We start from the raw sequence: 8,060 nt of genomic DNA, 5'->3' as shown, positions 1-8,060 counted from the left end.
ATATACTTTATGCCATTTAAATTTTTATGTACATATTGAAAATATCTTTAACTAAATATTAACATATTAACTTTTATTTTACAATACCTTAATAAAAAAATAACACCTAATTTAAAATTAGGTGTTTTGGCGGAGAAACCGGGATTTGAACCCGGGCGCCAGTTGCCCGACCTACGCCCTTAGCAGGGGCGCCTCTTCAGCCACTTGAGTATTTCTCCATGTGCCTTCTTAAATAAATTTAAAATGTTAAAATGGCGGAAAGACAGGGATTCGAACCCTGGGTACGCTCGCACGTACGCCGGTTTTCAAGACCGGTGCCTTAAACCAACTCGACCATCTTTCCACACTTACATATGCTATTATAACAACAACTAGATTATATTGTCAATAAAAATTATTTAAATTATGGAGTAAGAGTAAATCATCTTACTCCATAGTTAAATTATTACTATTTTAAAACGTCACATCTCATATATGGTCTTAAAACTTCTGGTACTATAACTGTACCATCTTCTTGTTGGAAGTTTTCTAATATAGCTGCAACAGTTCTTCCTATAGCTACACCAGAACCATTTAATGTGTGAACAAACTGTGGTTTATCCTTTGGTGTTTCTTTATATTTAATATTTGCTCTTCTAGCTTGGAAGTCTTCAAAATTAGAACAACTTGATATTTCAACATATCTGTTATAACTTGGCATCCAAACTTCTATATCAAATTTTAATGCTGCTGTGAATCCAAGATCACCCTTACATATTCTTACTATTCTATATGGTAGATTTAACCCTTGTAGAACTGACTCTGCATCAGCTACTAGCTTATCTAATTCAGTATAGCTTTCTTCTGGTTTACAGAACTTAACTAATTCAACTTTATTAAATTGATGTTGTCTTATAAGACCTCTTGTATCTCTTCCTGCAGAGCCTGCTTCTGCTCTAAAACAAGCACTATAAGCTGCATGCTTTATCGGAAGTTCACTTCCACTTAATATTTCATTTCTATACATATTAGTTACAGGAACTTCAGCTGTAGGTATTAAGAAATATCCATTATTCTCAACCTTAAATGCATCCTCTTCAAACTTAGGAAGTTGACCTGTTCCTACCATACTATCTCTATTAACCATATATGGTGGTAAAATTTCACTATAACCATTTTCTAAAGTATGTGTGTCTAAGAAATAGTTTATTATTGCTCTTTCTAATCTAGCCCCTAAACCTTTGTACATAGTAAACCTTGAACCAGTAGTTTTTCCTGCTCTTTCAAAATCAAGTAATCCCAAATCTGTTCCTAAATCCCAATGTGCTTTAGGTTCATATGAAAATTCAGTCGGATTTCCCCATTTTTTAATTTCTACGTTATCTTCATCTGTATCACCATCTGGAACTTGAGGATTTGGTATATTAGGTATTCTAAGCATAATATAATTTATTTTTTCATCTATTTCAGATACTCTTGTATCATGATTCTTTATTTGTTCTCCTACTAATCTCATTTCTTCCATTATAGGAGCAACATCTTCTCCTGCTTTTTTCTTTTTAGGAATTTCAGCTGAAACTTGATTTCTTTTTCCTTTTAAAGCTTCAACTTCAACTAATATTTTTCTTCTTTCCTCATCTAAAGATACTATTTCATCAATTACTGATGAATCAAAATCTTCTCCTCTATTTGATAAAGCTAGTTTAATTTCTTCTGGGTTCGTTCTAATTCTTTTTAAATCTAACATTTTAAATCTCCCTTCAATATATATTAAATTTATTTTTTGCATTAAAATATGATTTATATAAAATAAGTTATGCTTTATTATGCATAAAAAAAAGAGCCTTATCCCATAAAAGGGACGAAAGACTCCGCGTTGCCACCCTAATTGATAATAAAATATTCATCTTATTATCCTCTTAAAAAACTTAACGGCTTTACCGTACTGCTCATCACAGTCCCTCCAAGGTGGATTCATTATAATAAGGTATGGATTTTCACCAAAACATCCACTCTCTTAACCCTTAAAAATAATTACTAGCCTCTTCAACAGTTTAATATTAATCTTTAGTTTATTATATAAAATATAATACTTTATTGTCAATAAATTCTGAAATAATTTATAATTAAATTTATAATTCATATGATAGTATTATTATCTAATTTTTAATTTTAATACATTCTCTATTTATCAGTTGGTATATTCTTGGTACATATTATGTCTATACCTGTATTTAATATATTTTTACATACTAAATCTCCTATTTTAGTAGGAGCTCCAACATATATTCTACTTAAAACCTTGGAAAATTCTTTCCATATTTCATAAGAAACTTCTTTACTACTTTTAACAGATACTACATTAAAATTAGAAGAACCTTTAACTCTAACAACACTAGTAAATATCTCCCCTTGCACTAAATTTCTCTCCTTTATACTTCATTAAATTCTTTTATTCTAGATACTAAAACTTTAGAATTTTTAGAATCCTCTACTATCTCAGTAGGCTTTTTTCCTGTCTCTCTTGCCAAAATGTTAATAATTTTACTTATACAATAAGATCCATGACATTTTCCAAATGTAGCACCAGTTCTCCTCTTAACACCTTCTACTGTTCTGGCACCTAGCGGTCTTCTAATACAATCAACTATTTCTCCTTCTGATACTTGATTACAAAGACATACTATTTTTCCATACCTATCATCTAACGATATTAAGTCATTTCTCTCCTTTTTGGACAAACTCTTGAATCTATATGAATCTCTTCTTTTATCTACAAAGTTTTTATCTAGGGCACAATTTAAATTTTCAACTATTGTTTCACATATCAGATTTGAAATAGCTGGTGCTATAGTAACTTCTGCATAATGTTTGCCTGTTACCTTTATATATCCTTTTTCTATCTGACTATCATCTATAATCATGCCCTCTTTATTATAATCATCATAAAATATATTATCTATATTCTTCCTATCTATTTCCGGCATTAATTCACTTGATTTTTTTATGACTCCATTAAAATTCAAGCATTCCTTAGAGTTTACACCAATCAAGGTCTGCCCATTAAGTGTAGGTGTTTGTATTATAAATCCTTCTCCAGCATTTACTTTAGTAACTATATTCGTTAGTTTATCGTTAGACTTATCTTCTACTAATAGATAATGTACTGTCTTTCCCTGTTTATCTATGTTAACTTTATTATTATCTATAGTATAATTATCACCTGGTATCGTATTTATAACCACCCTACAAGTAAATTTATTTTTATTTGTAGTTACTTTAAATCCTTTTGCTATCCTTTGAATATCAATAACTATTTCCTCTAATCTAAAACTAACACCATTGTCAAAAGCAACTTCCCCATAAGCTATAGCCAAATCATATGGTCTAACAACTGCTGTATTGGTCGAATATATTGCTTTCTTAACATTAGATTTTAAATTAGGTTCAATATCATAAATATCTTTATCATCTATTAAATGTATATTTTCTATTCCCCTGCTTTTAGCTACATTATACATTGCTTCTATTTTTTTAATCGATTCTTCTGTTTCTGCAATCCTTAATGAGCCAATTCTTTTAAATGGAACATTAAATTTTTTAGTTATATCTTCAAGCATTCCATTACCCATATGTTCCAATCTACTCATTAAGTCATCTTTTGCTTCAACCCCATCATAAACAATTGCTGTATTTGCAAAAGATATATCATCTGCTATATCAAAGTCTTTTTCTATTACTGCAATATTTAAATTATACTTAGATAATTCATAAGCAACAGCACATCCTATTATGCCACCACCTAATACCAAGACATCATAATCCATTAAAATCCGCTCCTAAATTTACTCTAGTTTTAAAACTTTACTTACAAATTATAACACAAGTTTAAATCTTTTAAAATTATAAAAGGCATGTTTAACATGCCCTTTAAATTATTGTTTGTTAGCCTTATCTATTAATTCACCTAATGACTTTATATATTCGCCATACTTTTGCCAATCTCCTTGTTTTTGAGCATCTATAGCTTTTTCATAAAACTCCTTTGCCTTTTTTGCATCTATAACATTATTATTATTTATTTTATCAGAAGTTTTATCTTCTATATTATTTTTGTCTTCTTTATAATTAAATAATTTCTCCAAAGCTTTTTCTACTGTTCCTTCACTTACTATTTTATCACCATTACTTACAATTACCCTTTTCATTTCAGGCATACTCTGTTCTGTATCAGCCTTTAAATAAATAGTATCTAAATAAAGTAAAGATTTTTCTATTGGAACAATTATTATATCACCATAAACGACTTTAGAGCCTTTTCCCTGCCACAAGCTTATATCCTTAGATATATCAGGGTCTTGTAATATTCTATTTTTAAATGAATATGGACTATATATATTTTTTTGAGGTGGAAACTTATAAAGCATTAATTTTCCATAATTATCTCCATCCATTCTAGCTCCAAGAACACTCACCATATTCTGTTTGCCTTTCATGTTGAAATATTGGAATAAGACCATTTCTAATTGCTTTTCTTCTGGAAGCCTAGTCATTAAATATAAAGATTCTTCTACTCTTTCTTTTCCTTCAACATTTTCTATATTACTTGATATATCCCATAAGTCTTCTTGTGTGAAAAACTCAGTTGTATTTTTTACATGATATTTGCTAATAACTTCACTTTGGGTTTTAAATATGTCTTGAGGATATCTAAAATGTTCTCTTATATCTTTAGGTATTGAATCTCCATCTTTAAATAATCCCTTAAATATTTTTTGGTAACTTACTGCTATCGGATCATTTTTATCTATTATATAAAAGTTAGTATCTCCGTTATAAGCATCAACCGTAATTTTTATTGAATTTCTCATATAATTTATTCCATTATAAGCTTCAGAAAATGGATATTTATTTGATGTTGTATAAGCATCTATTACCCAAACAATCCTTCCATCATGAATAACAGCATATGGATCCTTATCATACTCTAAGAATGGTGCTATAGTCTTTACTCTTTCCATGATATTTCTATTTAATATTATTTTGCTATCACTATTTATAGCTCCTGAAAATAAAATTCTAGGATTTCCTTCTTGTATTGAAAATAATATACGGTTAAACATATTCATTTTAATACCTGAATTACCATTATACTTAAAATTGTTTTCTTTATCACCACTTGGATAATCAAATTCTTCTATATCAGTATTTACTATTACATAATTATTCTGACCTTCTCCAAAATACATTCTTGGATTATCTAATTTTAAGTCTGTTTTATTTACTGTTGGAATATCCTGCATTAGAAAATCTGGCTGCCCTTCACTTGTAACGCTATTAACTTTATTCATAGCCAAACCATATCCATGAGTATACCTCAAGTGTTGATTTTGCCATGTTCCCATACTTGATGAATTTATCTCTCTTGGAGCTAAAAATACTTGAGTATATTTGTTATTTATTTTATATCTATCTGTATCAATATCACTAAATTCATAATAATTTTTAAGTAATTGAACCTGATTATAAAAATTTAAAGTTGGTTCAGCTGAATTAACTTTAATATTATCTATAATATCTTTATTATTATTAAGCTGAGTTAAATTAATATTTAAATCTGGTTCATAATCTTTTTCTTTAATACTATCAATATTAAAAGCCTTTCTTGTAGCTTCAATATTATAACCTATATATTTTTTTTCAAAATCCATTTCGTTAGACTTAACTATAAATTGCTGCACAAAGCCAGCTGTTATAGGCTCTAAAATTATAAGACATATTATACTAATTGCACCTATAATAATAGGCTTTATCTTTGATTTCTTTATGCTAAAAAATACTACTGCCCCTACTATCAATGCTGCAATACTTATAACTCTATAAAATAGCAATGTCACATTAACATCAGTATAACTTGCTCCATAAGCAACTCCCCTTTTGCTATATACTAATGTAAATCCTCTCAATATATATCCTATAGATACCATAATCATAAATAAAGCAACTAGAATAGCTAATTGTTTTCCTGAAGAATTTAATATATTTCTATTAGAATTTATATTAATATTAGTAACTTCAGTTAGCTTATGCTTAGCTTTAAGTATAAAGTATGTTATTAACGTTATTAGTACCATTGCTATAATTAGTGAAATTAATGATTTATATAAAGACTGTAACAACGGCAACTTAAAGATATAAAAAGAAACATCCAAATTAAATATTGGATCATTATGGTTAAAATAAACAGAGTTACCAAATTGTAATATTTTATACCATTGATTTGTCGAAGTTCCATAAGCTAATATACTTGCTATTATTAGAGTCACTATTATTGTTATCTTTTTTATTTTTAAAGTCTTATTAACATCTATTATAGTGCTTAAACTCTTAATTAAACTATTAGTATATAGCCACAAAATCAAGAAATAAATCACTAATATTGGAATAAATAATTTACTTATAGCTATTACTTTCGTAAAAAATACCTCTATATAATTAACTTCCTTGAACCACTCAATTTCTACAATTAACTTTGAACTAGCAAACAATAAAATCAATACAATAAAAAATATTAATATTGGTATACTGAACTTTTTACTCATCTTATTACCCATTTTAAATTTTTTCATTTTTATAATACCTATTTTTAATAAATTAAAAATCCCCTTCCTTTTAATTCCGTTAATATATCTCTCATACTTTCTTCATTAGGTGTAGAGATAGTATGATTATGTATTCCACCTGTAAGCAACGATAACGGCTTTGCATTTGAATTAATACATTTTTCTTTAAATTTAATTAAATCATTAAGTGTTTTTATCATTATCATACCCTTTATTTCACCATACAAAGGATGTTCAACAATTACATCCTCTATTATACCACCATATTTAACTACTATTTCTAATTCATCATAAATATCTTCTACATTATGATTAACAGCTATTATTTTTTTTATGTTATTAGGATTATTTTTTCTAAGTAAATACCCATCTGGAGTAGCTATAATGTCATATCCTTCAGCTCTTAATATAGCTATATCTTTTACTATTACTTGTCTTGTTACTTCAAAATAACTAGCAAATAATGCACCCTTAAGAGGTTCATTTTTTTCATATAAAAACTTTATAATACCATCTCTTCTTTCTTTAGCTAACATATAACTTACCTCCGATTAATTTTTATCGTCGCATAATTTTAATATATTTAATAATTTATTATTTTCATTTATTTTCTTATTATGATGTTTCTCAATAGCTTCTAAAAATACTTTGTCATACTCAAAGTCACCTAATATATTTACTCCTTTTATAGGATGATTATAATATGAATCTATTATTTTAAAATTTGTATATTTTTTTAATTTTCCTTTTGTAAGTTTATTTAATATTACTATGATAGATTTTTCTATACTATTTAAAGGTCTCTCTATTTTTCCTATATCATGTAACAGTCCTAGTTTACCTAATATATCTTCATTTATATTATCAAATTTTGTTGCTACTTCTGCATATTTTATAGCATCCTTAGAAACTCTTATACTATGAAATTTATCTGTTCTTCTTAATTTCTCAAATAATTTTTTTTCATCTTCATTTAAATATCTATTTATATATTCATAATCTATTTTTTTCAAGTAAGAACCTATAGCCCAAATAAACTGTTTAATTCTATATATAATAAAACCTCCCTATTAGTTATATTATATAATTAATTATATCCAAAAGAGTTATTTATAACAACAAAAAAAGCTGTGAATTAAAATTCACAGCTTTTGTGGTGGAGATAAAGAGATTCGAACTCTTGACCCCCTGCGTGCAAGGCAGGTGCTCTCCCAACTGAGCTATACCCCCAAAAATGGTGGACCTTCAGGGACTCGAACCCCGGACCTACCGGTTATGAGCCGGTTGCTCTAACCAACTGAGCTAAAGATCCTCGTTGGACCTGGCAACCACTTACTCTCCCACACAGTCTCCCGTGCAGTACCATCAGCCGTAATTTGCTTAACCGTCGTGTTCGGAATGGGTACGGGTGTTACCAAATTACGCATCATTACCAGATGTTACACAAGTTATTATACA

6 protein-coding genes, 4 tRNA genes, 1 rRNA gene and 1 other annotated feature are annotated in these 8,060 nt (G+C 28.2%); all 11 genes read right to left on the bottom strand.

Annotated elements, in window-relative coordinates:
- Positions 1 to 127 precede the first annotated feature (127 nt).
- Positions 128 to 218, bottom strand: a tRNA-Ser gene (locus BUB01_RS22315).
- A 34-nt stretch (positions 219 to 252) separates the two neighbouring features.
- A tRNA-Ser gene (locus BUB01_RS22310) sits at positions 253 to 343 on the bottom strand.
- Between the two features lie 105 nt (positions 344 to 448).
- On the bottom strand, positions 449 to 1,726 hold the full coding sequence (gene serS / locus BUB01_RS22305; protein ID WP_072993891.1) for a serine--tRNA ligase: 1,278 nt from the start codon (positions 1,724 to 1,726) through the stop codon (positions 449 to 451).
- 107 nt (positions 1,727 to 1,833) lie between these two features.
- Positions 1,834 to 2,038: a binding site (T-box leader), on the bottom strand.
- Between the two features lie 125 nt (positions 2,039 to 2,163).
- Positions 2,164 to 2,397, bottom strand: a complete 234-nt coding sequence (locus BUB01_RS22300) for a DUF1667 domain-containing protein (RefSeq protein WP_072993888.1) — start codon at positions 2,395 to 2,397, stop codon at positions 2,164 to 2,166.
- Between the two features lie 14 nt (positions 2,398 to 2,411).
- Positions 2,412 to 3,806 carry an NAD(P)/FAD-dependent oxidoreductase gene (locus BUB01_RS22295; RefSeq protein ID WP_072993885.1) on the bottom strand — a complete coding sequence of 465 codons (1,395 nt, stop codon included), beginning with the start codon at positions 3,804 to 3,806 and terminating at the stop codon, positions 2,412 to 2,414.
- A gap of 108 nt (positions 3,807 to 3,914) precedes the next feature.
- Positions 3,915 to 6,581 (bottom strand): UPF0182 family membrane protein, encoded by a 2,667-nt coding sequence (locus BUB01_RS22290; protein ID WP_200802932.1) that lies wholly within the window; start codon positions 6,579 to 6,581, stop codon positions 3,915 to 3,917.
- Between the two features lie 44 nt (positions 6,582 to 6,625).
- Positions 6,626 to 7,138 (bottom strand): transcription repressor NadR, encoded by a 513-nt coding sequence (locus BUB01_RS22285; RefSeq protein WP_072993882.1) that lies wholly within the window; start codon positions 7,136 to 7,138, stop codon positions 6,626 to 6,628.
- A gap of 15 nt (positions 7,139 to 7,153) precedes the next feature.
- A complete protein-coding gene (locus BUB01_RS22280; RefSeq protein WP_242958466.1) occupies positions 7,154 to 7,615 on the bottom strand; it encodes an HD domain-containing protein in 462 nt (153 codons plus the stop codon).
- Between the two features lie 141 nt (positions 7,616 to 7,756).
- A tRNA-Ala gene (locus BUB01_RS22275) sits at positions 7,757 to 7,832 on the bottom strand.
- Positions 7,833 to 7,837: 5 nt separating this feature from the next.
- Positions 7,838 to 7,914: transfer RNA gene (locus BUB01_RS22270), tRNA-Ile, on the bottom strand.
- A 7-nt stretch (positions 7,915 to 7,921) separates the two neighbouring features.
- A 5S ribosomal RNA gene (gene rrf, locus BUB01_RS22265) occupies positions 7,922 to 8,039 on the bottom strand.
- Positions 8,040 to 8,060: the final 21 nt, after the last annotated feature.

Source organism: Clostridium cavendishii DSM 21758 (assembly GCF_900141845.1).
Lineage (GTDB): Bacteria > Bacillota > Clostridia > Clostridiales > Clostridiaceae > Clostridium_AG > Clostridium_AG cavendishii.
This window is presented reverse-complemented; position numbering and strand designations above follow the sequence as displayed.